Source organism: Rhodopirellula sp. JB055 (genome assembly GCF_043100905.1).
Lineage (GTDB): Bacteria > Planctomycetota > Planctomycetia > Pirellulales > Pirellulaceae > Rhodopirellula.
Genome location: NZ_JBICHO010000053.1, coordinates 1 through 24,933 on the forward strand (window position 1 = coordinate 1; position 24,933 = coordinate 24,933).

Annotated in this window: 18 protein-coding genes; 8 read left to right on the forward strand and 10 right to left on the reverse strand. The window is 56.4% G+C overall.

Annotated elements, in window-relative coordinates; genetic code table 11:
- The 3 genes from ACF8AM_RS01965 to ACF8AM_RS01975 all read right to left on the reverse strand — a co-directional run.
- Positions 1–100, reverse strand: a 100-nt coding sequence (locus ACF8AM_RS01965; protein WP_392554040.1) for a glycosyltransferase, incomplete at its 3' end; no start/stop codon positions are given.
- The gene (locus ACF8AM_RS01970; protein ID WP_392554024.1) at positions 97–1,143 is read right to left on the reverse strand and encodes a serine kinase; all 1,047 of its coding nucleotides are present in this window, start codon (positions 1,141–1,143) and stop codon (positions 97–99) included. The genes ACF8AM_RS01965 and ACF8AM_RS01970, both read right to left, overlap by 4 nt.
- Positions 1,144–1,187: 44 nt before the next feature.
- Positions 1,188–1,613: a PqqD family protein gene (locus ACF8AM_RS01975; protein WP_392554025.1), complete on the reverse strand. Its 426-nt coding sequence runs from the start codon at positions 1,611–1,613 to the stop codon at positions 1,188–1,190.
- A 235-nt stretch (positions 1,614–1,848) separates the two neighbouring features.
- Here ACF8AM_RS01975 and ACF8AM_RS01980 point away from each other — a divergent pair, with 235 nt between their 5' ends.
- Positions 1,849–3,300: a glycosyltransferase family 4 protein gene (locus ACF8AM_RS01980; RefSeq protein ID WP_392554026.1), complete on the forward strand. Its 1,452-nt coding sequence runs from the start codon at positions 1,849–1,851 to the stop codon at positions 3,298–3,300.
- Here ACF8AM_RS01980 and ACF8AM_RS01985 read toward each other — a convergent pair.
- Both ACF8AM_RS01985 and ACF8AM_RS01990 read right to left on the reverse strand, forming a co-directional pair.
- Positions 3,246–4,589, reverse strand: a complete 1,344-nt coding sequence (locus ACF8AM_RS01985) for a chromosome condensation protein (RefSeq protein WP_392554027.1) — start codon at positions 4,587–4,589, stop codon at positions 3,246–3,248. The genes ACF8AM_RS01980 and ACF8AM_RS01985 overlap by 55 nt on opposite strands.
- Positions 4,590–4,635: 46 nt before the next feature.
- Positions 4,636–5,613 (reverse strand): hypothetical protein, encoded by a 978-nt coding sequence (locus ACF8AM_RS01990; RefSeq protein WP_392554028.1) that lies wholly within the window; start codon positions 5,611–5,613, stop codon positions 4,636–4,638.
- 31 nt (positions 5,614–5,644) lie between these two features.
- Here ACF8AM_RS01990 and ACF8AM_RS01995 point away from each other — a divergent pair, with 31 nt between their 5' ends.
- Positions 5,645–7,276, forward strand: coding sequence for a glycosyltransferase family 2 protein (locus tag ACF8AM_RS01995; RefSeq protein ID WP_392554029.1), 1,632 nt, complete (start codon positions 5,645–5,647; stop codon positions 7,274–7,276).
- Positions 7,277–7,284: 8 nt separating this feature from the next.
- On the opposite strand, the gene ACF8AM_RS02000 is transcribed toward ACF8AM_RS01995, so the two are convergent.
- Positions 7,285–8,559 (reverse strand): glycosyltransferase, encoded by a 1,275-nt coding sequence (locus tag ACF8AM_RS02000; protein ID WP_392554030.1) that lies wholly within the window; start codon positions 8,557–8,559, stop codon positions 7,285–7,287.
- A 356-nt stretch (positions 8,560–8,915) separates the two neighbouring features.
- Here ACF8AM_RS02000 and ACF8AM_RS02005 point away from each other — a divergent pair, with 356 nt between their 5' ends.
- Complete coding sequence (locus ACF8AM_RS02005; RefSeq protein WP_392554031.1) at positions 8,916–10,178, forward strand: efflux RND transporter periplasmic adaptor subunit; 1,263 nt, start codon at positions 8,916–8,918, stop codon at positions 10,176–10,178.
- 147 nt (positions 10,179–10,325) lie between these two features.
- On the opposite strand, the gene ACF8AM_RS02010 is transcribed toward ACF8AM_RS02005, so the two are convergent.
- From ACF8AM_RS02010 to ACF8AM_RS02025, 4 genes are all read right to left on the reverse strand, one after another.
- Positions 10,326–12,239 (reverse strand): TolC family protein, encoded by a 1,914-nt coding sequence (locus tag ACF8AM_RS02010; protein WP_392554032.1) that lies wholly within the window; start codon positions 12,237–12,239, stop codon positions 10,326–10,328.
- Between the two features lie 188 nt (positions 12,240–12,427).
- Positions 12,428–13,660: a glycosyltransferase gene (locus ACF8AM_RS02015; protein WP_392554033.1), complete on the reverse strand. Its 1,233-nt coding sequence runs from the start codon at positions 13,658–13,660 to the stop codon at positions 12,428–12,430.
- Positions 13,661–13,819: 159 nt separating this feature from the next.
- A complete protein-coding gene (locus tag ACF8AM_RS02020) occupies positions 13,820–15,187 on the reverse strand; it encodes a sulfatase (RefSeq protein ID WP_392554034.1) in 1,368 nt (455 codons plus the stop codon).
- Positions 15,188–15,204: 17 nt separating this feature from the next.
- The gene (locus ACF8AM_RS02025; RefSeq protein WP_392554035.1) at positions 15,205–16,704 is read right to left on the reverse strand and encodes a sialate O-acetylesterase; all 1,500 of its coding nucleotides are present in this window, start codon (positions 16,702–16,704) and stop codon (positions 15,205–15,207) included.
- A gap of 263 nt (positions 16,705–16,967) precedes the next feature.
- Between ACF8AM_RS02025 and ACF8AM_RS02030 the strand changes: the two genes are divergently transcribed.
- The 5 genes from ACF8AM_RS02030 to ACF8AM_RS02050 all read left to right on the forward strand — a co-directional run.
- Positions 16,968–18,389 carry a sulfatase-like hydrolase/transferase gene (locus ACF8AM_RS02030; RefSeq protein WP_392554036.1) on the forward strand — a complete coding sequence of 474 codons (1,422 nt, stop codon included), beginning with the start codon at positions 16,968–16,970 and terminating at the stop codon, positions 18,387–18,389.
- Between the two features lie 130 nt (positions 18,390–18,519).
- Positions 18,520–20,715 (forward strand): sulfatase-like hydrolase/transferase, encoded by a 2,196-nt coding sequence (locus ACF8AM_RS02035; RefSeq protein WP_392554037.1) that lies wholly within the window; start codon positions 18,520–18,522, stop codon positions 20,713–20,715.
- Positions 20,716–20,864: 149 nt separating this feature from the next.
- On the forward strand, positions 20,865–22,964 hold the full coding sequence (gene pta, locus ACF8AM_RS02040) for a phosphate acetyltransferase (protein WP_392554041.1): 2,100 nt from the start codon (positions 20,865–20,867) through the stop codon (positions 22,962–22,964).
- Positions 22,961–24,073: an acetate/propionate family kinase gene (locus tag ACF8AM_RS02045; protein WP_392554038.1), complete on the forward strand. Its 1,113-nt coding sequence runs from the start codon at positions 22,961–22,963 to the stop codon at positions 24,071–24,073. Before pta ends, ACF8AM_RS02045 begins: the two co-directional genes overlap by 4 nt.
- An 88-nt stretch (positions 24,074–24,161) precedes the next feature.
- Positions 24,162–24,933: aldo/keto reductase (locus ACF8AM_RS02050; protein WP_392554039.1), on the forward strand; the 772-nt coding region annotated here is incomplete at its 3' end.

The window sequence follows — 24,933 nt, forward strand, 5'->3', positions numbered from 1 at the left end:
GTTCGGGTTGCCGCGTTTGTGCAAGACAACTCTCAATCGCCTCCGCCAAAAACGGCTCGGCGTTGTAGGCCGGGATTACCACGCTGATCATTTCCGTCATGGCGAGGCTCCCGTTTCTGTTTCGCTCCCCTCCAAAACCCGACGAATGACGGGAGCAATCCCGCTGCGGTCGGAGCCCAAATTCAAGCGATAGACCGGAACACGTTTGATGATCTCCACAATCGACTGAATGTTCTCACGCCGTGTCCCACCCAACAGTGTCAACGTGACGGGCACGATCGCGTGCCATGCTTCCGCTTGAGTCGCCGGAACCAGACTTGTTTGAGTTTCGCCACTGACTCGCGGTAACAGGATCGCTTTCAACGGTCGCTGCATGGCCAACTTCTCCGCAAATTGCGGGAACAGAAAGTAGGTCTCTTTTTCTGGGTTACGTGGCAGAGTCGGATTCACCGACAGCGACAGATCGCTGAAACGAGGCAGATTATCCGGCAGCAATTTTGCAGAGTTGTACAGGTTGTTGACCAAGGGCTGCGGTTCGTTGGTGAGCATGACCAAGTCATCACCCAAATGAGAAAGATCCGGCTCAGCCAGACACGTCAGCGCGGTGCTGGATTTCCCAGACCCGCCCACTCCCGCCAGGAGAACTGCCGTCTGATCGTTTCCCACGGCGGCACCATGCACCACGCTACCCTGTGGCGCGAACCATGCATTCAACAACGATCGTAGCGGGACCGCGGATTCCCAAACCGGCAGCTCATCGCCATTTCGACAGCAGACAAACGCGTTCCCGTCCTGCATCAGCCGACTGAACAAACCGATCCCCGGTTCGATCAGCGTCCAGCATGCATCATCGACCGGACAAATGACCGATTGCAAACCGGTCCATTCTGCCACCGAGTACTCCACGGGAGGCGTGGCACTGTCCCAAAAATGAATGGTCAGTTCGGCCTGGCCGCTGCCCTTTGGGTGGTGCTCCAATGCGGGCATCAAACGATGCAGCAACGGTTGGCCGGCAAACTTCAAGCAGACCTGACGTCCACCGATCGTCAATTGCTTTTCGACCAAGCCATCCGTTTCGGTCACACGGTCAAACTGCTGCTTCAAAGCAGCCTGAGAATCGTCGCGAATGGTGGTTGTCGTCATGTCATCTCTCGTAATGATCGTGACCAATCACCACTGTCCCAAGGTCAGGGAGTGCCAGGAGCAGTCTGGTCGTCCTGAACCATCTGAGGCCAACCCGCTTTGTCGGTGTCGTGAATCACATCCCCAAGCAACATGTTCTTCATGTCGTCGAAGACTTCCATCGTGGGCGTGCGCCAAGCCCCAAGACTCTCAACCGATTCGAGGCTGGAAGGATCCAATGATTCACAGATCAGATCATTCTTCAGCAGTTGTTTCAGAAAATTCTCCACTTCGGCAGCCGCCTCCGGGGGTGCTCCCTCGGCCGCATCGACAATTGCGGAGACCGTCAACGGTTGCTTCTCTAGACGTTGCCAAATCGCTTCGGCCATCTCTCGCAAACTGAAGTAGCTCCCGGTCGCGAAATGGATGACGATGGTTTCATCGTCAAACGCATTGTGCGAGAGAGCAGGCGAATTGATCGTGTAATACATGACTCCGTCCATTGCCAGTCGAAAAGGTTTGCGAGATTTGCTCGTCGCCCAATGCGTGTGTCGAGTCTACCGGAACAGCGTTTGTGTGAGAAGCATCTCGCAGAGTAGCCTCTCTTCGAGCACTTGCTATTCGTGGCGACACCCAACGGTTAGAACGGATCGCAAAGCGTTTGAGTGAGTCCGCAGGGTTTCAGCAGCGGCCACGAACGTCCCGCAAGCAAGATTGGCAAATTCGGTGTTCAGCAAGATATTCGAAAAGATCGGCGTTTTAATCGGCCGAGATCCCGATGCACCGCATCGCCAATTCAGCCTGCAGGAAGTTCAACAAATCCTTCATCAGCATCATGCTGCGTTGCTGGAGTTGTACAGCGTCCCGATCGAGGAACTTGGTGCTCGCTTGTTGCGGCAAAGGATTCTCGAAGACGTGTCCTCCACAAGCAACTCGCTATCCGATCCACCCGCAAAGGAGCGTGCATTCGTCGGTGACTGGGCGATCTTCACCCCGCTTCCACCAACGCCTTCCGGCATCGCGGACTACGCCGCCGAACTGGCTCCTTCACTGGCTTCCCGGCTGAACGCCACCTACATCATTGCCGACGACGCTCCGACTCCGGAGCATTTTGCTTTCGCGATCGAGCGACTCAGCGAATGGAAGTCCAACCAGGAACGAGACCGTGCCACTCCCCGGCTCTACCATCTCGGTAACAGCAGCATTCACGACGACATCGTTCAAGAAGCGATGCAGCATCCCGGTGTCGTCGTGTTGCACGACAGGGTGCTGCACCATCTCTTCGAACAAGCCTTCCTCCGACGAGGCGACTCTCAAACTTTCAAAACGCTTGCGGTCGAACAACACGGACGATTGGGAGAGATGATCGCCGATCTAGCCGAACGCGAATTGTCAGGCGATGCCTTTCGGTTCGGCTTGCCGATGACCGCCCCCGCATTGCAGAACGCGAAAGCCGTGATCGTGCATTCGTTCGAGTCGATGTACCGAGTCCGAGACCTGCTACCCGACCTCGCCGTCCAAAGAATTCCACTGCAATATTCGCGTGCAACGCCGCTCACTGAAATGAATCCTAGCGAGGTTCGCAAGCGACTCGGAATGCACCCTGATCGATTGATCTTCGTCTCGTTGGGATTGGCAACCGTTCAGAAGCGAGTGGATTGTCTCATATCCGCCCTGGGTTCCATTAAAGACCAAATCCCGCCGTTTGAATTATGGGTGGTCGGCGAATTGCCTGATTCACTCGGTCTGAGAGAGCTTGCCATTGAGTCCGGGCTGGCAAACCAGATGCACGTGACCGGCCGAGTTGAAATGGACACCTTCCAGGCGTTCATCGATCACAGTGATGTGGTGGTCAATCTGCGTTTCCCTTCCGCCGGCGAATCGTCGGCAACACTGATCCGAGCGATGGGGGCGGGCAAGCCCTGTGTCGTCTTCGATTCCGGGTGCGCGCTGGACTACCCGGATAACTCTCTGAGGAAGATCCCCATCGAGCTCTCATCCAACACGGGACTCGCGAACGCCCTTCGCGATCTCGCCTGTGATGAACATTCTCGCCAGCAAACAGGAGCAGCCGCGGCAGAGCACATCGCCAAGTGGCACGACGTCGACCAATGCGCCGATGCCTACGCGAATTTCATGTTGGCGGCCGCGGACTCTCGTGTTCGCCGGACCAACTGATCGAGCAATTCGTGAGCGGCTTTCGTCGACACAGCGCGCGGATCGTGGTGCAGTGTGATCGTCATTTGCTTGGCGTACCAACTGACGCCAAACGCCGCATTCAAATGTCTCGCGATCGGCGGAATCGCTTCGACCGAATGCAGCACCACGTTGCCGCATCGCAGTCGTCCGTCTTGGCGTGGCAAGGGTGATCTCGCGAAAACGCGACTGAGGTTGGTGAAAACGACAGTCGTTTGACAGCGTTCCGGTCTCGCGGTCCGTTGCAATCCGCGCGGCACCAATCGCTGAACCCACAGGGAATACAGGAATAGATGATTCAGTTGGCGGTGTTTGATCAGACTCATTTCTTCGCTGAGGTCCTGTAGCAGGTGCTCCGGATCTTCCATGTCGGTCGCCCGCCTGTCCAAAAACACGGAGCTGACAATGTTGGCAGCGGGTGCCTGATACTGTTGCTTTCGCCTCAAGCTGACTGGGATCATCATTCGCAGCCAGCCTGCTGGATCGTGAACACCCTGTGATCGACGAAACTCCTCCAACGCCAGAAACAGATCGCGGATCAGCAGGTCGTTCTGGGTCACTTTTTCGCGTTTGGCAGTTCGTCGCACACCGGCCGAAACCTCTGGTTCAAAGTGGTGAGCGATCACCGTCGGAAAACTCACCGGCGCGGGTTCCTCACACTGGGGCACACGATGCGGCAACAAATGCGATGGTTTTCGCGTCAGGAACTGCCAAACCCCGCGAAGGCCAACGGCTTGGCGTGAGGCAAGTCGCAAAAAGCTGCCCGCCGTCAATCCAAGCGAACCACGGTTCCGAAGCAAACTCAGGTCGACACCTGGAAGCGAAACGTCTGCATTCGCATCGACCTCCATGGCGTAGGCCAACAACAATTCATGAACCACCTGGAAGATCGCGAGTCCGTCGCAGCAAGCGTGATGAAACTGGACCATCAACTCGGATTCGTCCTCGTGCAAACAAACCGCGAATTTCAGACCGTGTTCCAGTTCGAGGTCCAACCGGCGAAAGGACGGTTGTTCGTTGGCGGTTCCATCGCACCAAGTGATACTGGGTTCCGGCTCGTCGACTTGCCAGTGATACCGTCCACGATGTCGCTGAACCCGCGCATGCAGCAACGGGTGCCGTGCAACCGCTGTGAGTGCCGCCGCACGGAAACCGGTCTCATCAAAACGTCCGCGGAACCGCATGCGAACAAAGCAGTTCGTCGGAAAAGCATTGCTGTCTTGATGCAGCATCAGCTCTTCAAAATGGGTCAACGGATAGGCGAGCGGCATCAGCGAAACGTCGGTGAATGAAAAAGAGAATCAACCAAGTCGTGGTTTAGGTTTGCCGTTTGTCTTCGGAACAGTACCGGGGAATCCATCGAGCCATTCGACTGGATAGTTCCTCTCGCAGCGACAATTCCCCACGGAGAAACCTCGTCATTTTGCGTTGTCCTGGCTTGCCCCAATACGGTGTGATGTTGAGATCAATGATGTAGAAGTTCCCTTCATTGTCCTCGACCACATCAAGCGCCCCAAAGTCGAGTTGGATCCCAACCAAGAACGACGCTACGACGGATTTCAAACGAGCAGGCAGGGCATCGTCTGAATCAGATGCACCGATAAGTTGGCTGGAATCCCTGTACAAGAAATTGCGTCGTGCTTTCGCATCTTCTATTCGCTGAATCCGGTTGTCGGAATTCGGTGCCACAAAGCGAGAAATCACCAATCGTCCGTCAATCGTGTAGGCTCGATAGTAGATCCCCTGTGAATTTTCGATCAACCGCTCCACAACGAGCCCCGGATCGTCCCATTGGTCGGTCAATTCCGAACGCTTCATCACCGGGTAATCCAAGCTGCCATCAATCAACGTCGATTCAGGTGGCAGTTCCAGCCGACGGCGAGTTTCCAAATCGAGCCGACGTTCGTTCCGGCCTCCGTGGTTGCAATCGGATTTCAGAATCAGCTTCTCGTCCGGGTCCCCGCCCCGCGTCGCCGCGGTCGTCGGAAGCCCCAGTCGCTGGCACTCACTCTGGACAAACCGCTTTGTCATGTCGGTGACGTTGGCATTCCACGTGCGAATGCCTTTCTTCTGAAGAGCCTCGAAAAGTTCGCTGCGTCGCCTTGGGAACAACGCTTGCCGACTGAGATTGATGTGCGGCAAGAAATCGGAGGTATCAGGTGGTAACCGATCGAGCACGTCCTCCACTTCGTCATCCGGATGAGCTTTGATCCGGTACGCATCGGAACACCATTCGCCGATCGAAAACAGCTCCCACGCATTCCATTCGTAAACCGCGAGGCGGCCTTTGTTCATCTCGGTGCTTTCGAAAACTCATTCGCGATTGATGCCGTTCGCCGTCAATGTATCGGCAAAGGTGACGACTGCCGACGCCACGGAATTGCAAACGATACCCTGCGAAGAGCACCTCATCAGCCCATCCATGTTCCCCTCGGATGAACCTCAACTGGGCCTTCGAATGTGGAATTGGTATCGTGACCCGTCCGCAACCTTGCCCTTCCCCCCCTTCAGCAACCACTTCGCGGCCTTCTGCAACATGGCGTACGACAGCGAAGGTCGTTTGAATTCACCCCACACCTCACGGCCGCGTATCAGTGTTGTGATACCGGTCTTCAACAATGCCGCCTACATCGAGCAGGCATTGCAAAGCGTATTCAATCAAAACGTCGATCGCACTGAAATCATCGTGGTCGATGACGGCTCGACGGATGGCACCGTGGAAGTACTCGCGGAATTCTCGGACCGCATCAAGGTGATTCGGCAATCCAACTCGGGATCGGCTGCCGCTCGAAATGCCGGCATCCGTGAGACCACCGGAAACTATGTCGCTTTCTTGGACGCAGACGATTGGTTTCTGCCTGACAAGTTTTCCCAACAAACCGAGATCCTCGACGCGAATCCAAACTTGGGTGCGGTGCACAGTGGATGGAAGCTCGCTGACGCAGAAGGCACCGTGACCAAAGTGATTGAGCCTTGGATCGAAGCTCCCAAACTCGACTTGAACACTTGGTTGGTCTACAAACCTGCCAAGCTTGGATCGATGCTATTTCGTCGCAATTGGTTGCAAAAGGTCGGCGGCTTTGATCCCGAACTGCGGCAATCTCAAGACGTCGATTTGCTGCTTCGACTGTCTCTGGCCGGCTGCACCTTTCAATGGCAAAAGGCCGCTACCCTCTGCTACCGGCGGCACCCTTTCAGCACCATTCGCCGCAACAGTTTGGACCAGGTCAAATATGCCACGATGGTGCTGGACAAGTTCTACTCGAATCCGTCGGTCCCTTCCTCGATCCGGCGCAACGAACGGTCAGTGCGCTACTATTCCAGCATGTGGCTGGCTTGGCATCTGTTCCACATTGGCAACACAGACGCTGCCGCGCAGCAACTTCAGCGAACTCAATTTTACTCCAGGAACGATCGTCGACACACCGCTCACGACTGCTTGTATCACTTCGCAAGCTGGACGGAAGCGGCAGGTTCAGATCCGAAAGACGTCCACCAGATGATCGGTGCCTTTGAGACGCTCGGCAACAGAGATCTGTCTGCCTCAAACAAGCTGACCACTTCGCTGCAGTGGTGGCTTTCCGTTTGGCGGCACTACCTTTCTGAAGAAAGCCCAAACGCCGAGTCACAACTCAAACGCTCTCCGCCCCTCGATCCCGATCAGTTGCTCGAGCAAGTCAGCTTCTACCTGCGAACCGGCACGGTGACCGCACCAGTCCAAACGGTCGATCGATTTTGGAACGAAGCGATTTCGACCGGGCGTTTCCAATCAACCCAACTGCATCGCGCCACTGAGCTATACATGACACTGTTCGGTCGAGCATTGTATTCCGGCGACTGGCAAATTGCTTCGCGAGCATTTTTGCGAACGATGCGATTCGGTTGGCATCCCAAGGCTTGGCCGGGCGTCGTTCGCACGATCAGGTCGCTTTTGAAGGAGCTCAAAAACTCAAAGTGATGCGTGTTCTAAAGTGACACGTTGGCTGATTCCAGAGATGCCTCCATCGCCTCTTCATTCAACAAATAGACTTCGTTGGGCCCGAGCACTTCGTAGGTCACCCCCCGCCAAATCACTCGTCGAAGGACCGACGCACGAACCATGGCGGAAACGTGAATGACAACCGCCAACAGCATCGCAATGGGAAGCTTCAACAATTGGACGCCAAAGAATCCAGGAACCGGCTCGCCTTGCGCTCGGATGATTCGACGTGCAGCGACGTCCAACAAAAACCAGAGAGTCATGACCGTCCCGCTGTAGATTGCCACGCCAACCGCAAACGAAACAGCCTCCTCGTGGAATCCCGCGAGTGCACAGACAATGGCCAACACCACGGTGACCATATAAATCCCAAGCACACCCAACGTGTAAACCAACATGATCGGCCATTGGCTGCTCATGTAGGTCTGCGTCCACTTCAATTGACGGGTGAGAAAGTTGTGAGCAAATCGCAGATCACAGTCTTCTCGATTGGCCATTAACAACGAGGGGACAAATTGCAGCTTGAGTCCTTGTTCTCTCAACGCCACTCGGACAGGCCCATCGTCGACGATGGATCGGGTCAGTGTCTCTCGCAATCCGCTTTCTTGAATCACTGATGCTCGGATCGCCAAAGAACCGCCCCACGGGATTTGCCCGAGATGCATCGTGACGACGCCGATCGCGTTGCACACCTGGCGCACGAGCGATCCCATCCAACCGGCGGCCGGAAGAAACCATCGATTTCCAAAAGCGGCTCCCACGCGAGGGTCATTCAGCGGAGCCACCAATTCACGCAGCCAGGTGGGATGGCTTTCCAGATCGGAATCGGCAAGCACAACCACGTCGAACGAACCATCGATTTGATCCAAAAGCTGGACCAACGAGCTGCATTTCAGACTGCACGTCTCCAATCGCTGGCGAAGCGTCGAGATGTGAACCTGACACGCCGCGGACTTGCCTCCCGCGTCGTCAACGCTCTGTTTCACGACTCCCCAGGCCGGATCGGTCTCGGAATCGATGACGACAAAAATTTCGTAGTCGGGGTACTGCTGATTCATCAACCGTCGCAGGCCGCCCGCCAAGGGAGGATCGGCACCACGCAAGCACAACAAAATGGCAACCCGTGGCAGTTCCCTGTCATCGGGCCTCTCGCGGCGGTGCCGAAACAGTGCCCCCAGCGTGATTGTCGTGCACAGTGCATTGACCGCGGCAAATCCGATGAGTGCCCAAGACGCAAATGTCGCTAGGTGAAGGAGAATCATGCGAACATTTGAAAGTGAGGCCACGGTTGGCGAATCATTTTGAGAACGACCGGCAGCAAGCTACGCAAACACCGTGGCGAGGTCAACTTTGGCGGCGAATGCAACCGCGATTCGGCAAAGCCCCTTTCGCGTTCATTCGCTCGGATTTTGAATGCAAGAAGCCATAACGGCCCCGGAATGCTATTGGTTCGCTAGTCCGACTTTGCTAAACGGAGGGACGCCGATGGAGTAGGTCCACGCATTGGCGATCGAGCGAAGACTCCAATGGCACTGACTCCAATGGCACTGACGTCAACGGTGCCGCAAACATCATTGACGGACGAAATAAAAGTCCTGTCGAGGCAAGGAACGACCGCTTGAGTCACCCCGCTAAAAAACACTCACTGTCGTCCCGTCTGTTGATTGGAACGCTCGCCGCTGGCTGCCTGCTCGTGGCGGCGATTGGATTGCGTCTGTTCAGCCAACGCAATGAATTGCCGGAACTACGCACCGTCAATGTCGAGCGGCGAGACCTGGTCATCACGGTCGGCACCACAGGAACCATCGAACCCGACGAAGTCGTCCAAGTGGGCCCCGATGTGGCCGGAAAGATCGTCCGCTTCGGCATGGACTCGAGTGATCCAAACAAATCCATCGGTGTTGGCTCACGTGTTGCCAAAGGCACGGTGCTCTTCCAACTGGACACGCAGCAATACGAGATTGCTTTGGAAAAGGCGAATGCCGCCTACCGGTTGGCCAATGCCGATTTGGTTCGGCTAGAAGCACAGTTCCAACAATCTCAACGAAACCTTGATCGAGCCAACCGCCTGCGATCGACCAATGCCCAAAGTGTCTACGATGAGATCGTCACCGCCAATGAAATGGCAACGGCGATGCTCGCCGTGGGCAAAGCCAAGTTGGAGGAAGCCGAAGCCGAAGTTCATCACGCCAAGGTGAGCCTAGAGAACACCAACGTCCGCTCCCCGATCGACGGCATCGTGATCGACCGACGAGCGAACCTGGGCCAATACGTCAGCGTCGGTCATCCGGGACTCTTTCTATTAGCGAAGGACCTGGACCAGATGCAAATCCGGGCATCCGTGAGCGAAAGCGACATTGGCAAAGTCCAACGAGGCCAACCTGTCACCTTCACCGTTGACGCCCATCGCGACCAAGTGATGACGGGTCACGTGAAAGAGATTTTGCTCAACGCCCGGATGCACGGCAACTTCGTGACTTACGACGTGATTGTGGCGATTGATCAAACCGATTTGAATCTTTTGCCACACATGACCACCGACGTCGAATTTGAAATCACCAAGCGTGAACAAGCTTGGCTAGTGCCCACGGGTGCTCTTCAGTGGTGGCCGGAATCGAAACAGATGGAACGGACCATTGCCACGGATTTGATCTCTCCAAGCCTTGATTCCAGCGGTCCAGGTAAAGGCGACACCGCCTACGTTTGGGTGCCGGCCCGCGACGGGAAAGTCCGTCCGATCTCGGTTCAAGTCGGCATCGACGACGGCGTGCAGACCGAAGTGATCGGAACTGGCTTGACCCCAGATTCACCAGTGGTGGTTGGCGAAGTCAAACGCACCACGCTGGCCAGAATCATTCCAAAAGTCAAAACGCTTCGGTAAGTGCCAGTGAGTATGTGAGCCACGTGGCGTTGGCCACGGTTCCCGCACGCAACCGAGGCAAACGCCCAGACGTCTCACGTGGTTTTTCCCTCCCCTTCCCGCACCTATTTAGACGGATCGCTTGATCAAAAAGGTCCGCAGCACGTGTTAGCGAAACGTTCCCGGTTGCGGCATCGCTTTTCGCTGAGTCTTCGAGGGGCTGGCGATCCGAGTACCAGTCATGTTGTTGTCGAGTTTTTCAGGCCGGGCAAACACCGACGCTGAGTTCAACGCGAATCGACATTCGTCGTAGGTTGGCTGGCCAAAGCCCACGCCCATCGCTTGCAACAATGTGCCCCGAGCGTGGTGGACCTTGATAAACGCGAGGTTGTAGTCGACCACACTGCGTTGAAACTCCGTCTCCGCTTTCGTGGCTCGGATCTGAGCTTCCAGCACATCCTCGACTTGAATCTCGCCTTCCGCATGCCGTTGCGACTGGGCGGCCAACCGAATCTGTGACGCTTCACGGCTCTTTGCCATCGAGTTCATGGTGCCATAAGCGCGATCCAGATCAATGAACGTGGTGCGAAGCTGCGCCGAGATTTGTCGGCGTTGTTCCTCGGCGATCGCTCGCTCTCGTTGCAGTTGAAGTTGAGCATGCCGAACCGCTGCGTTCTCTCGTCGGTTCGCCACCGGCCGACTGTAGTCGACTCCCACCTGCCAACCTTGCAACGCGCTGTCGAACAGTTCGGTGTCATTGGTCGGGTCATCAGCCAGTCGTCGATACTGGCCGATGAAATCCAATTGCGGACGTTGCAAGTTCTTTGCGGCTTTGATTTCGAGCACACGCTTGGCGATGACCGCCTGTTGTTTTCGAAGCTCGATTCGGCTGCCTTGTGCGAGCGCATCACTTTCATGCCAATCGAATCGAATCGGAGCCTGCAGCGGAGGCCCGATGGGTTGGATTAACCTGTCGCCGCAAGCCGGCAGGGCCAGCAACGTTCGCAGTTTCAGTTCGACGTTGTAGACGCCGGTTTGCCCTGGAACCGTGCCACAGATTGCGTTGCGAACAGCCGCCTCGGCTGAATAAAACTGCTGCCTCGCCACCGCTTCCACGTCAGGCGGACTGACTCGTTGTTCGACGCGTTGCTGCTCCAATTGCCACGCTTGACGAGCGTTCTCCATCGCCGTTCGCTTGGCTTCAAGATCTTGGTAGGCGAAGAACAACTCCCAATAAACGATCGAGACATCTCGCACCAATTCAGAGACCGCTTGCTCGACTTCGAGGCTGACCTGTTGGTGATCGATTTGGGCAATCCGGATGCCTCGGTACACGCCGGGTTTGGCCAAAGGACCGGCAATCTGGTTGATTTCGGTTCCCGACCCTCGCATCAGTGGGTGCCGGACTTCTGCTCCATAAGCGGCATACAGCCCACCGGCCAACTCCTCGTCATAGCCACCGATGCCGCCAATCGACACCTGAGTCCCCGATGGCAAGATCCGGCCGACTCCTAATCTCGCCAGCGTCTCGGGCTGGGAAAACACACCAAACTGGCCGTTTGAGAACGCGGAATTGACTGAGTTGCCATCGCCGTTCCAAACGAAACTCGATTGGAACTGGGTATCAAAAGCGGACAAGCTCGCATCCAGTCCCAAATTTGGATCATTGCGAAACACCGCCGGGTCCAACGTGGTTCGTACCATGTCCGGATACGACAACACTCGCCCACCTTGGTCGCGAATCACTTGGCTGTTTTCAAGAGCCAACTGGATCGCTTCGTCCAACGACAATGGCCAAGGTGTCAGTTGATCAAACTCGTCAGCGGTTGGCGGCGATCGCTGCACCACCGATTCAACATGCGAAACGGTCGCGATTTCAGGTGGCTGGTTCGACTGGCCAATGGCGGGTTCCCCCAGGGGCTTCTCAAGTGAGATCGCCGACCAATCTGATTCCGTCATCCGTGGTTGCTGTGGCGCACGCGGGAGCCACGTCCGGCATCCCGGGAAACTGGTGGTCACCAACGCGATCAGCAGCGATGCGATCGCTTGGTGAGTCAATTCGAATGATCGCGAAGTACGCATTCGTGGTTCGCTGAGTCCTCGGATGCATGCTTTGGAATTGCCGGACCTGAACGTTTATCGGAGTTACAAGCACGCCCGAGCAGCAATACCGGCATCTCCCGATCGGACCCCCTAACCCGCAAAGTCACCCAATCAAAGAACCGGTCCTGCAACGAAGCTTCTGCAAACGTCCCAAGCATGCCGTTGGATCACAGCGATCGAGTCTCAGGCGAAGGTTCGGAATACGAGGTGTGCGGCCCGCGTTGAATCTTGCCGCCACTCACGTGATAGACGATTCCGCGCCAAGTCACCTTGGTCGTGAAGAAGCACTTGCAAAACCAAAACGGTGAAACGATCTGGCTGACCACAATCCAAAACGGCAGTTTCACGAGCGACACCGCGGACAAACCACTTGTCGGTGCGCCGCAGTGGGATCCACCTCGATGAAAGCTGGATTCACACAACAAAACCAGCACCACGTTCGAAATCTCGAAGACGATGAACGCAAGGAAAGCGGCTCGCATCGATCCCCAATCAGATTGCATCCAACCCACCATCGCGACGACTGCAGCGAGGAACGGAATGGCCGAGGAAATGATGCCGTATCCGACCGTCGCTGGCCAACTCGAATGATAAAGCTTCGCAGTCAGCAATTGCCGAGGCACCCAGTTCATCAAATCAGAGAAGGTGCATGTTTCCCGATTCACGACCATCACGTTGGGCACGAAGACCTGTCGATACCCCTGATGACGCGCGACTCGGTCGAGCATCGTGTCTTCGCAAAAGGCATGCGACCATTTCTTCAGCAAACCGGCTTCATCAATCAACTGCCGTCGAATCAACAGACTGCCGCCCCAAGCGATCCGGAACACGATCATGTTGATGGCGGCGGGGATGTTCCAAAGGTATCGAACCAAAGAAGCACCGGTCGGATCATGAGGCTGGTACCAACGATTGCCGGTCGTCACCGCCACCGTTGGGTCGTGAAGCGGTGCAGCCAGTTCAGCCAACCACGTCGGGTGTGGAACCGAGTCTGCATCGCAAAACGCGACGACCTCAAACGATGGGTCGAGTTCCCGGATCACCTGAACAATCGCGGCGCACTTCAGGCTGCATGTTTCCGGTGGATCCTTCAAAATGCTGACCCGCACTCGTTCGTCGGATTCGAATTCGCGAAGAACGGATCGTGAAGGATCTTCTTGGCTGTCGACAACCACCTGCAACTGAAACTCAGGGTAGTCCTGGTCGAGCAAGCTCCGCAGGCACTGCTTCAAGAACGGATCCGCCCCGCGAAGACACAGAATGATCGCCGCCTTGGGTGTGAAGCTCTGCTCAGGCAAACGAGCTCGTCGTAACATCCAAACGGCGAAAATCAGTGAAAACGCAGCCTGAATCGCCACGATGACGAACACACCCCAACAAAAAGCGATGGCGATCGTCACGCGGGAGCATTCCTGAAAAATCGTTGCAGTTAAAAATAGAGGGAGACACACCCAACATCGTCGCCCAACGTCTTTCACGGAAGGTCATCCGATCCATCGCACGTCGTGTTTTCCCACCACAACTGCCTTCAGCTTGCCGCGAAACGCGAGACAGCTTGTCTATCGCTTTGCTGGGATCCCAGCGCCGGTTTCCTCCAGCCATTCCGTCAAGCGGCCCTTCAACTTTTGAGCCATCTCAGGTTTGTCAGCGGCCAAATCGTTCCGTTCACTCAGGTCATTCTTTAAGTCATACAGTTCAACGGAATCATCGTCGTGCCGGAGAATGAGCTTGTATTGGCCGCTGCGAATCACTGAACCAGGGCGATTGTCTTTGTGAAACGCGAAGTGCGGGTAGTGAAAGTACAACGCATCACGCTGGAGATTGCCACCACTGAACAACGGTTGCAATGTTTCTCCATCAAGTGATTCATCGCCGGCAAGCCCGACCCCTGCAGCATCCAAAACAGTTGCTGTCAGATCCATGCTGATCACGGGAGTTTCATTCACCGTCGCCGCTTCGGTCACGCCAGGCCAGCGAACGATCAAAGGCACACGCAAACCACCCTCGAACAGATACCCCTTTCCTTTTCGCAGCGGTCGGTTGTCAGTCGCACCCGACCAACCACCGTTGTCACTGGTGAACACCACCAAGGTCTCGTCCGAGATGCCGAGCGAATCCAACTCACGCAGCACGCGACCAATGGCGCGGTCAGTGGCTTCGATCTGGCCGCCGTAAATGGGGTTTTTCAGGCCGGGACCCTCTTTGCCTTTGTAGTGTTCGATCAAATCCTCCGGTGCCTCGAATGGATAGTGTGGGTTGTAAGTCCACAGACACACGAACATCGGCTGATCCTTCTCACGCCGCAAGAAATCGATCGTCTCATCGGCCAAACGATCGCTCAGATACTCGCCCTCTTTGCGTGGCGGCAACGCAGGAATTCGATAAGGATCGAAGTACGTCGGAGGTCCCCCTAGCCCGCAACCGCCAACGTTGACGTCAAAACCATGTTCGGTTGGCCAGTACTTTTTGTCACTGCCCAAATGCCACTTGCCAAAGAATCCAGTGGTGTACCCCGCTGCCTTCAATCGCTCCGCCATCGTCGTGGTTCCGTGCGGCAATTCATGTTTCGTCGACGGAGGTTGAATCAAACGATCTTCCGGCCAGAAAGATTTGCTATCCGCCCCGTGCTGGGTGATGTGCAATCTTGCGGGAGCAAGCCCCGTCATCAGAGCTGCACGTGTTGGCGAACAGACCGTGGAAGCCGCGTAGGCGTTGTCGAAACGCACCCCTGATTCTGCCAATGCATCGATGTTGGGTGTCCGCAACACCTCGTTGCCCTGGCAGTGCAAATCCTTCCATCCCAAGTCATCCGCCATGATGAACAGGATGTGCGGTTGCTCCGCTGTCGTGGTTGGAATCAAGCAGGCGTTCAAGCAAGACGCCAACAGCAACCCCACCCACAGACGAATCGTTCGTGTCTCATTCATGTTCGTAGTTCTCGTGATCACGGTTTTTCTGGAACGATTGGCCAATCATCGGATCGAAAGGAGGAAGCAGGCAGGCCATTTTGGTTGGATAAATTGGGTGTGTCGCCACTGCCCCAAGCGTATCGCACGGCAACTGGTTCAGTGACCGCGTCGCTGTGCACAACGATTGTGTCCCCGTCGATCTCAGCGTCAGCGGCGACGAACTTTTGATCGGCTCCAGCAATGCTGAAATGACTGGGTGACTTGCCATCGGATGTGGTCAGCCCACCGCCAACATGCTGGAAGTGCAAACGAATGGATTCCCCTTCGACCTCATGACTTTGAAAGAGCGGTCCTGAATCCACGATGTCTTGACGCCCGTATTCACGGGAAAGAGCGAGCCCAGCCAATCGCTCGCCCACTGGTTTCTTGTTCTTCGGGTGGATATTGGTTGGATCACCGATGTCCATCATGACCACCATTCCCGTGTTGGGTTCCGACAACGCCATCGTTTGAGCCTCTCGTAGAAAGGCCGCGCTGATCGGTTCCCGCTTGTAGGCAAAGGGAGCGATCTGCACGAAGTAAAACGGAAAATCGCCCGCCCCCCAACGACTTCGCCAGTCGCGAATCATAGCCGGGAACAAAGTTTGGTATTGCTCGGGTTGCTTGACGTTGGATTCGCCCTGGTACCAAATCACCCCGCGAAAAGAGAACGGGATCAGCGGCCGAATCATGCTGTTGTACAACACGCTGGGATTCCGATTGTTCAACCCGGCGGGCATCTTCTGGCCTCGTCGGAAGGTGATCCCAACTTCGTTGGCAACCTTCTCGTTGATCGCAAACATCGCCTTGAATTCAGGGAAGTCGCGTTTCAGAACTTCCGGACTCACCCAAGCTTCTGCCGGGGTTCCGCCCCAATTGGTCGAGATCAATCCAATCGGCACATCCAGCTCTTGATGCAGTCGCGAGCCAAAGAAATATCCCACGGCACTGAAGTTGAGAACGGTTTGTGGACTGCATGTGCTCCACTTCGCTTGGACATCGTCTTGTCCTTCGAGAGACAAAATTTGGGGCACATCGCAAAACCGTATTTGGGGATGCTTGGCTTTGACCACGTCCTCTTTGAAATGATCGACGCCGAAGCCACGCATCTTCCACTGCATGTTTGACTGGCCGGAACAGATCCAAACTTCTCCCACGAGCACATCAGTCAATTGCACTGTTTCATCGCCGCTGGCGATGCGGATTTGAAAGGGTCCACCTGCCCGGGGCGTTTTAAGTCTGGCTTGCCATTTCCCATCGGAATTGGCAATGGCTTGAACGGTTTCGTTGGACCACGATGGGGTCAACGTAACGGACGCATTGGGTTCGGCCGCTCCCCAAATCGGTGCGTTGGTTTCTCGCTGAAACACCATGCGGTCACCGAACATGCCAGACAATTGCAATGCCGTCCGCTGAGCGGTTTCCGCTTCGGCCACCACCGTTGTCGAAACGAGGATCAGCCAGAACGGCAGGACAGCAGACAGGAAACGAAGCATGGCGACTCAGCAATCAACATTCGATGGTCAACGAAACGCAAGACCGGAGAATTATCCTTCAACCGACATCGAAAGCAAAGCACGGCGGCGACCAGCGCGACAAGTTCCCGGATGCATTCCCTGAAATCCGGGTCCGATGACGAGCGATTCCCCACCGTTATTCCATCGCAACGTCTTACGCCACCCCTGCGTGGGCACGGGCGGGGGACTAACATACGGCCTACCTTTTTTCCATTTCCCTTTCTGCATTCCCCATGTCGGCAATGAAATCCCCGTCCGTCATCCGTGCCCTGTTTGCGTTTCTTCTCGCACTTCCATTGTCGAACTCGCTTGCGTTTTCCGATGACAGCACGTCGCCTAACATCATTTTGTTGATGAGTGACGATCAAGGCTGGGGCGATGTCGGCTTCAACGGCAACGAGGTTTTGCAAACGCCCCACCTGGATGCGATGGCGGCGGCGGGAGTTCGATTCGACCGTTTCTACGCCGCGGCACCGCTTTGTTCTCCAACGCGAGGCAGTTGCCTCACCGGCCGCTACCCGTTTCGATTTGGCATCCTGGCCGCTCACACCGGCGGCATGCGAGTGGGCGAAATCACCATCGCTGAGATGCTGACGAAACAAGGGTACGCAACCGGCATGTTCGGCAAGTGGCACATCGGCTGGGTCAAACCCGATGAAGTCGGCACGCGAGGTTTTTACTCGCCGCCGTCCCATCATGGTTTCGATGAATACTTCGCCACGACGAGTGCAGTGCCAACATGGAACCCAACCGTCACGCCCGACGACTGGGACAGTTGGGGCAACCAGCCTGGCGAACCGTGGAAAGGTGGCTTTCCTTACGTTCACAACGGGGTCGAAGCCTATGAGTATTTGTCGGGTGACGACAGTCGCGTCATCATGTATCGTGTGATCCCATTCATCGAAGCCAACCAATCCCAACCCTTCCTAGCAACGGTCTGGTTCCACGCTCCTCATGAACCGGTGGTCGCTGGCGAGGAGTTTCAAAAGCTGTATCCCAAAGCGGGCAACAAACGAAAGAACTACTACGGCTGCATCACAGCGATGGACCAGCAAATCGGACGCTTGCGAACCAAACTGCGTGAGCTTGGCATCGAGAAGAACACGGTGGTCTTCTTCTGCAGCGACAATGGACCCTCCGACGGTTTGACCAAAAAGAAAGTTGCCTCAGCCGGTCCTTTCAAAGGGCACAAGCACACCATGTACGAAGGGGGCCTGCTGGTTCCCGCCTGTGCTGAATGGCCCGGGACGATTCCGGAGGGCACCTCCACCGACGTCCGGTGCAGCACAGTGGATTTCCTACCGACGGTTGCGTCAATCGTCGGTGACTCGATGGCGACCCAGCCCAAACGTCCCATCGATGGTATCGACCTGATGCCCGTGATTCGCGGCGACGCCGACGCTCGAGACCGGAGCCTGTTCTTTGGCTATCGCAGGTTGCATCAAGGCGTCGATGGCCAAGCGATCATCTCAGGCAACTGGAAACTGCTTCGAGAAGCGAAGAAAAACGGTCGCGTGCGTTTGTACGATCTCGCCAAAGATCCGTACGAGAAACACGATCTGTCCAGCGAATTGCCCGAACGAACAGAACAGCTTCGCAAACAGCTCGAAGACTTGGATGCGAGTTGTCAGCGAAGTCGCGATGGAGCGGACTATCGATACTGAATCACGTCCATCCGGCACCTGGCCTGTGGATTGACGCCAGCCCCAACCACCACCCAACTTTGCTCTCTCTCCATCCAACCTCCGTCTGCGGCCGGAGGTTCGTGTGAAATTCAAACTGAAAGAATCTGAGATGCCCCCAATTTTTGCACCCACGATCCGTGGCGTCGTGTTGGCTTGCACCCTGATCGCATTTCATGCTGTCAGTGCAGCGGAGGAATACGATGTCTATCTTCTTGCCGGCCAGTCCAACATGGATGGCCGAGGACTTGTGAGCAAGTTGACGGAAGAACAGCAACAGGCATTCGATGACGCCATCATTTTCTACCGCAATCTGCCTCACTCCAGCGAAGGTTGGCAACCTCTCGCTCCTGGATTCAGCATGCCACCGGGGTACAAGGGCGAGCTTCCTTCACCGAAGTTCGGACCTGAAATCGGGTTCGCACGATCCATGCTGCAGGCCAACCCGGATCGCAAACTAGCATTGATCAAAGGTTCCAAGGGCGGCAGCAGTTTGCGAGTTGATTGGAACCCCGGTGTGCAGTGGGATCCCAGCAGCCAGGGTCAACGGTATCGCGATTTCATCGAAACCATCCGCATGGCCACCAAAGAACTGGTCCAACGCGGCGATACATTCGCCATTCGCGGGCTGCTTTGGCACCAAGGCGAATCGGACTCCAAGTCCAGCACCGAGGTCTATCAACGCCGGCTGGAAGAACTGATCGATCGCATCCGAGAAGACGTAGGCGTTCCCGAACTGCCGGTCGTTGTCGGCGAGGTCTTTGACAACGGCAAACGTGACAGCGTCCGCGCCGCGATTCAGGCGGTCGCCGCCGGCAGCTCCACCGTCGGGCTGGTTTCGTCCGATGGCACCCAGACGTGGGATCCTGGCACTCACTTCGATGCCCCCAGTCAATTACTGCTGGGAGAACGTTACTCGGCAGCGATGCGTGAGCTTCCCATTCCGGAGCCTGGCGAGATGCCAGCGATCTCGGAGCAAAGCAAGCTGACCAAACCCAACGTGTTGTTCATCACCGTTGATGACTTGAACGACTGGGTCGGCTGCTTGGGCGGCAACCCGGATGCCCAGACACCGAACCTGGATCGGTTGGCACAACAGAGCGTCTTGTTCAACAATGCCCATTGCCAGGTGGCTCTGTGCTATGCGTCACGAGCCTCCTTCATGACCGGCATGTACGCTTCCAAAACAGGGATCTACAACAACTCGTCCAAGTCGGCCAATGAAGCGTATCGCCAAGCGAAACACATGCCCGTTTGGTTTGGCGAGCATGGGTATCGAACGATGTGCATGGGCAAGATCTATCACAACGATCACGGCAAAAAGGCCTATTGGGATGAGATTGGCCCCAAGACACTTCGCTGGGGACCGGAACCACCAAACGGTCGACAATTTGCCAAACGATTCGGCAAAGACGCCCAAGACTCCTTGGCCTGGGCCGCGCTCGACATTGAAAAAGGCGACATGCCGGACGAACAAATCGCAGCTTGGGGAATTGAGAAACTCAACGAAAAACACGACCAACCGTTTTTTCTGTCGCTGGGTTTCTACAAACCTCACACACCGATGACGGCTCCGAAACGATATTTCGATCAGTTCGATCGAGACAGCCTGACATTGCCGGAGGTGCTTGAAAACGACTTGGACGATGTTCCAGAAATCGGTCGTCGGTGGGTGCTCGACCGCAGCAAACTGATCGCGGAAGAAGCCGTCCGCCAGTACAGTCCAACGTACAGACGAGAACTGGTTCACGCTTACCATGCTTGCGTGGCCTTGGTGGACGACTGCATCGGTCAAGTGCTGACGCATCTGGACAAGAGCCCGTACGCTGACAACACGATCGTGGTCCTGTGCTCGGACCATGGCTGGCACCTAGGAGAAAAACATCACTGGCGGAAATGGATGCCGTGGGAGGAATCCACCCGCAGTTTGCTGATCGTGCGAGCCCCCAACGCGGCCGGCAACGGCAGCGTCAGCGAACGAACAGTGGGCCTGATCGACATCTACCCGACCCTGGCTGACCTCTGCAACCTGTCCCCGCCAAGTGGTTTGCAAGGTTTGAGTTTCCAGCACCTGCTAGAGAATCCAAAAGCCCCCTGGGAACGCCCCGCACTGACTTCCACGAAGGCCGGCAACCACACGGTTCGCTCACAACGTTGGCGTTACATTCGATACGTCGATGGATCAGAAGAGCTTTACGATCACGCGAACGACCCAAATGAATGGCACAACCTCGCGGGCGATCCATCCATGAACGCGATCAAAAAACAACATGCCGCGTGGATCGATCAGCTCAATCAGACGGACTGATCAACGGCCCGCCGAAGAAACCATCTTGTTAACGGTGCCCCTCGCACGGTGAGCGCTCACCGCCGGAATTGGTAGACTGAGCGACCTGCTGCCCCTGAAACCATCTTTCTCAGGGGCAAATGCTTCCCTCTCCGTGGCACGGCAAACCATTGATTCAACGCAGCGTCTACATCGGCACCAACGGCAACGCGACCGGCAAACGCATGGTCGCCCTGGGCATGATGGAACTGGCCGCCCGACGATTCGGACGAGTGGCTTTCTTTCGCCCAGTGGTTCACGTCAGCCCCGAGGAGGACCAAAGCATCCGCATGATGCGATCTCGATACGGGATCGTCACTCCGGCCGATGAGATGTTTGGTGTCACGCGTGCCCAAGCCCGACAAATGCTAGCGGATGACCGATACAGCAATCTCATCCAGCTCATTCAACAACGATTCAAAACGCTCGAAGCAAAGGCCGACTTTGTTGTCGCCGAAGGCACCAGCTACCAAGGCCTGGCACCGGAGCTCGAATTCGAATTGAACGCGGACATCGCCGCCAACATTGGCTCCCGTGTTCTGTCCGTTTATGCGATGGGAAATCGCTCGGTCGATGAGTGCGTTCAATCCGTGCTGATTGGCAACGAAAGCTTCATCGATCGGGGCGCTCAATTGATCGCGACAATCATCAACAAAGTCCCCGACGATCAGTCCACTGCCCTGCACGCAGCCATCAAAACATCCAAACTGGATGCCAAAGCTCCTCTGTACTTCCTTCCCGACGAACCGTTGCTGCGCCAACCAACGGTTCGTGAGATCCAGATCGGCATCGGTGCGAAATTGGTTTCCGGCGACGAGTCATCGCTCGACCGAGAAGTCGCGATTCGCAAAGTCGCGGCGATGCAACTACCGGGATTCCTGGAACGCTTGTCCAACGCGGCACTGGTGATGACACCCGGTGACCGCAGTGACATCCTGGTCGGCTGCGTGCTGGCATGTTCGCAACCCGATGGACCTTCGCCCGCGGCCGTCGTGCTGACCGGCGGAATCCTCCCGCCGCCCTCCATCCGTCGTCTGGTCGAAAACGCCAATGCGCTGCCGATCCTGGTCGCCAATGAAGACACCTACACGGTGGCGTCCAAGGCCGCTGATGTTCGCGCCGAGATCGGTGATCATTCGCCACGGAAAATTGAATCTGCGATCGGTGTGTTCGAACGACATGTCGACACCGACTCGCTCGCCGCGCAACTGCAGGCTCCCGTGGTCCCACGAATCACGCCGATGCTGTTTGAACACTCGTTGATTCAACGGGCGAGACAACAACGCGTCAAAATCGTGTTGCCCGAAGCGACCGAGCCACGGATCCTGCAAGCCGTCGATGTGTTGCGGCGGCGCGACGTGACCGATGTGGTGCTGCTCGGCGATCCCAATCTGATTGCCGCCGCGGCAGCACGGGCTGGTGTCATGCTTCCCAACGATGGACTCGAGATCATCGATCCCGCGACCAGCCCGCTCAGAGATTCGTTCGCCAGCGAATACTATCAACTTCGAAAACACAAAGGCGTCACCACCGACATCGCCCATGATCGCATGATCGATGTCACCTACTTCGGCACGATGCTGGTGCATCGCGGCCTGGCCGGCGGTTTGGTTTCCGGTGCGATTCACACCACCGCCAACACAATCCGTCCCGCGTTTGAATTCATTCGAACACGACCCGAGGTGAACGTCGTCAGCAGCGTGTTTCTCATGTGCTTGAAAAAAGGAGTGCTCGTCTACGGTGACTGCGCCGTGATCCCCAACCCCACCGCCGAACAACTGACTGAAATCGCAATCAGCAGTGCCGAGACCGCGATCCAGTTTGGCATCGATCCGAAGATCGCCATGCTGTCCTATTCCACCGGAGAAAGCGGGCACGGCGAAGACGTCGAAAAAGTCCGCGAAGCGACAGCGATGGTTCGCAAACGACGACCTGATTTATTGGTCGAGGGCCCCCTGCAATACGACGCCGCCGTCGACCCCGACGTGGCTGCGACCAAGATGCCCGGCAACCCGGTCGCAGGCCAAGCCACAGTGCTGGTGTTCCCCGATCTGAACACCGGCAACAACCTTTACAAAGCCGTCCAGCGATCCGCCGGTGCAATCGCAATCGGGCCCGTCCTACAAGGGTTAAACAAACCCGTCAACGATCTCTCGCGAGGATGCACCGTGACCGACATCGTCAACACCGTCGCGATCACTGCCATCCAAGCCCAAACGGTGGCCTCATGAATGTTCTGGTCTTCAATGTTGGCAGCACGACGCTGAAATACGCATTCATCGATGCCGAAACCGAACAAGTCAGCGAGTCAGGGCTGGTCGATCGAATTGGACAACCCGGCGGCGACGCAATCAATCACGTGGTGGCTGCCAAGATCGCCATCGATGAGGTCGGGCTGGACAACGTTTGTGTGATCGGACACCGGATCGTGCAAGGCGGTGACCTGTTCCTGGAACCCGCACTCGTTACACCAGACGTATTGAGTCGTCTTCGCACCCTGGACACACTGGCTCCTCTGCACAACCCAGCCGCCCGCTCGGTGGTGGAAGGTTTGGTCGACATCGGGACACCCCAAGCCCTGGTCTTCGACACATCCTACTTCGCAACCCTTTCGCCGGCTGCCTATCGCTACGCCGTCCCGGAAGACTGGTATCAGAAGCATGCGGTCCGTCGTTACGGTTTTCACGGAACGTCTCACCAATACGTGACCGAAAAAGCGATCCAGTTCATCGATGGTGACGAGACGTCTCGTATCATTTCGTTGCACCTCGGAGGCGGTGCCAGTGCAACTGCATCAATCGGGGGCCGTGCCGTCGACACCTCGATGGGAATGACACCACTGGAAGGTCTGGTGATGGCAACGCGATCAGGCGACTTGGACCCAGCCATCGTGCTGCACATGACCGAACACGCTGGACTCGAACCGAGCGAGGTTCGAAACTCGCTGAATCGAAAAAGTGGTCTGCTCGGGCTGTGCGGTGACCCAGACATGCGAACGGTGCTCGACCGCCGACACACTGGCGATCCAGCCGCGACGCTCGCAATTGACATTTATGTTCGCCGAATCATCAAGACGATCGGCAGTTACATCGCCATCCTGGGCGGCTTGGATGCGTTGGTCTTCACCGCCGGAGTCGGCCAGCATTCTGCCGAGATACGCTCGCTGGTTTGCCAGTCGCTCCAGCATCTTGGAATCACATTGTCCGAAGATAAAAACGAAGTCTGCTGCGACGACCCAGCCGACATTTCGGGGCCGGACGCACGTGTTCGCACGCTGGTGGTCGATACCAACGAAGAACTGGCTATCGCGAGACTCGTCCGCAATCGAGCGACGTCATGAGCCCACTCGCCATCCTTTCATCGCGACAGAACCTTCCACTGCGGAAGCATTCCGCAACGTCCAATCCAGACTCTCAACGCATCCAATCATGGAAACTCGACGACTCGGTCGAACCGACCTTCCAACCAGTGTCCTATCAATCGGCGGACTCTACACCTCTTCTCTCGCAGGCGGTGTGGCTGAATCCAAACGCATCCTGCAACGAGCGATCGACCTGGGCGTCAACGCGCTCGACACCGCACCTGCTTATGCAGACAGCGAAGCAACCGTGGGCAAGGCGATTGCGGGAATCGATGCGCCGCTGATTGTGACGACCAAACTCGGCGGCCGCCCCCAGCCGTTCGATCCTCTGGACATCAACGGACTGCGTCATTCGGTGGATGAAAGCCTTCGACTGCTCGGTCGCGATCACATCGACATCTTGATGGTGCACGAACCCGACCGACCGCAACAGTATCCTTGGTGGTCCAGCTACGAACCTTTGGAGGGTCCGGCATTGGACCTGATGGACGAACTCAAAGCCGCTGGGAAAATTCGCTACACCGGTTTGGCGGGCACCACCGTCACCGAGTTGACATCGTTGGTCAAAAGCAATCGGTTCGACGTCGTGTTGACCGCCTTCAACTACAACGTGCTATTTCGTGAAGCGGCCGACTCGGTGATCCCTGCCGCTGTCGAAAATGACATGGGCATCGTTCTGGGGTCGGCGTACGGGCAAGGCTTCTTGACCCGCCGTGCTGACACCGAGGTCCATGCGAAACCAATTTGGTTGGCCGAAGCTCGTCAACAACAATTGCTCGCTTACTACGAACTTCTCGATCAAGCGGCCATGCCCGCGTTCGAGATGTGTCTTCGCTTCG

Bases quoted from the DNA above. Each gene is read 5' to 3' on its own strand.
- ACF8AM_RS01970 (WP_392554024.1), bottom strand. From the start codon at position 1,143: ATGACGACAACCACCATTCGCGACGATTCTCAGGCTGCTTTGAAGCAG.
- ACF8AM_RS01975 (WP_392554025.1), bottom strand. From the start codon at position 1,613: ATGTATTACACGATCAATTCGCCTGCTCTCTCGCACAATGCGTTTGAC.
- ACF8AM_RS01985 (WP_392554027.1), bottom strand. From the start codon at position 4,589: ATGCCGCTCGCCTATCCGTTGACCCATTTTGAAGAGCTGATGCTGCAT.
- ACF8AM_RS01990 (WP_392554028.1), bottom strand. From the start codon at position 5,613: ATGAACAAAGGCCGCCTCGCGGTTTACGAATGGAATGCGTGGGAGCTG.
- ACF8AM_RS01995 (WP_392554029.1), top strand. From the start codon at position 5,645: ATGCCGTTCGCCGTCAATGTATCGGCAAAGGTGACGACTGCCGACGCC.
- ACF8AM_RS02000 (WP_392554030.1), bottom strand. From the start codon at position 8,559: ATGATTCTCCTTCACCTAGCGACATTTGCGTCTTGGGCACTCATCGGA.
- ACF8AM_RS02010 (WP_392554032.1), bottom strand. From the start codon at position 12,239: ATGCGTACTTCGCGATCATTCGAATTGACTCACCAAGCGATCGCATCG.
- ACF8AM_RS02020 (WP_392554034.1), bottom strand. From the start codon at position 15,187: ATGAATGAGACACGAACGATTCGTCTGTGGGTGGGGTTGCTGTTGGCG.
- ACF8AM_RS02025 (WP_392554035.1), bottom strand. From the start codon at position 16,704: ATGCTTCGTTTCCTGTCTGCTGTCCTGCCGTTCTGGCTGATCCTCGTT.
- ACF8AM_RS02030 (WP_392554036.1), top strand. From the start codon at position 16,968: ATGAAATCCCCGTCCGTCATCCGTGCCCTGTTTGCGTTTCTTCTCGCA.
- ACF8AM_RS02035 (WP_392554037.1), top strand. From the start codon at position 18,520: ATGCCCCCAATTTTTGCACCCACGATCCGTGGCGTCGTGTTGGCTTGC.
- ACF8AM_RS02045 (WP_392554038.1), top strand. From the start codon at position 22,961: ATGAATGTTCTGGTCTTCAATGTTGGCAGCACGACGCTGAAATACGCA.